The sequence below is a fragment of the Holdemanella porci genome (genome assembly GCF_019052655.1).
GTDB lineage: Bacteria > Bacillota_I > Bacilli_A > Erysipelotrichales > Erysipelotrichaceae > Holdemanella > Holdemanella hominis.
Window position 1 is genome coordinate 1 of sequence record NZ_JAHQVB010000167.1, and the last position, 574, is coordinate 574.

Below are 574 nucleotides of genomic sequence, written 5' to 3' on the forward strand. Positions count from 1 at the left end.
AAAAATTAGGAATGAAAAAAGCAAATGATGTGATGGAATATAACCACATTGAATGGACACCTTTCACTGTAAAGTAATCAACGTAATACAATAGATAAATCAGAATTTGTGGAGGAACAAACATGACAAAGAATACTGTGATTTTTATTTTTTTAAACATGATATACCTACTTATTTGGTATGCAACAAACAAAATAAGAAGCACTAAAGTTGGTAAAGAACTAGACAATGGGTTTGAATTTTACAATAGTTTAAACACTAGTGATAAAGAAAATTATTGGAAAGAAGATACTAAAATTTTAAATCTTTTCTTTGTACTTTTCATAATATCTATGAATATTTCCTTTATTCTTCTTTTTAATAAAAATAATCTTTGGATATTTTCATTAGTTGCAGGATTAATTATTTCATCAGTTGTTGCAATAATATTGAGTATTAATCTTAAGAAGAAATACAAATAAGCGAATAAATTATAGTTTATGATCGTATAGATTAAGACAAAGCGTATTTATAAATGAAGGCGCTGTAACGGATAAAGAAGTTTCAGCTTAATAAAAAAGGACCGAATATTCAA

1 protein-coding gene is annotated in these 574 nt (G+C 25.6%); it reads left to right on the top strand.

Annotated features, from left to right (window positions below):
• The first annotated feature begins 122 nt into the window (after positions 1-122).
• Entirely contained in the window at positions 123-461 is a 339-nt protein-coding gene (locus KTQ83_RS11985) for a hypothetical protein (protein WP_217256964.1), read from the top strand.
• The last annotated feature ends 113 nt before the right edge of the window (positions 462-574 follow it).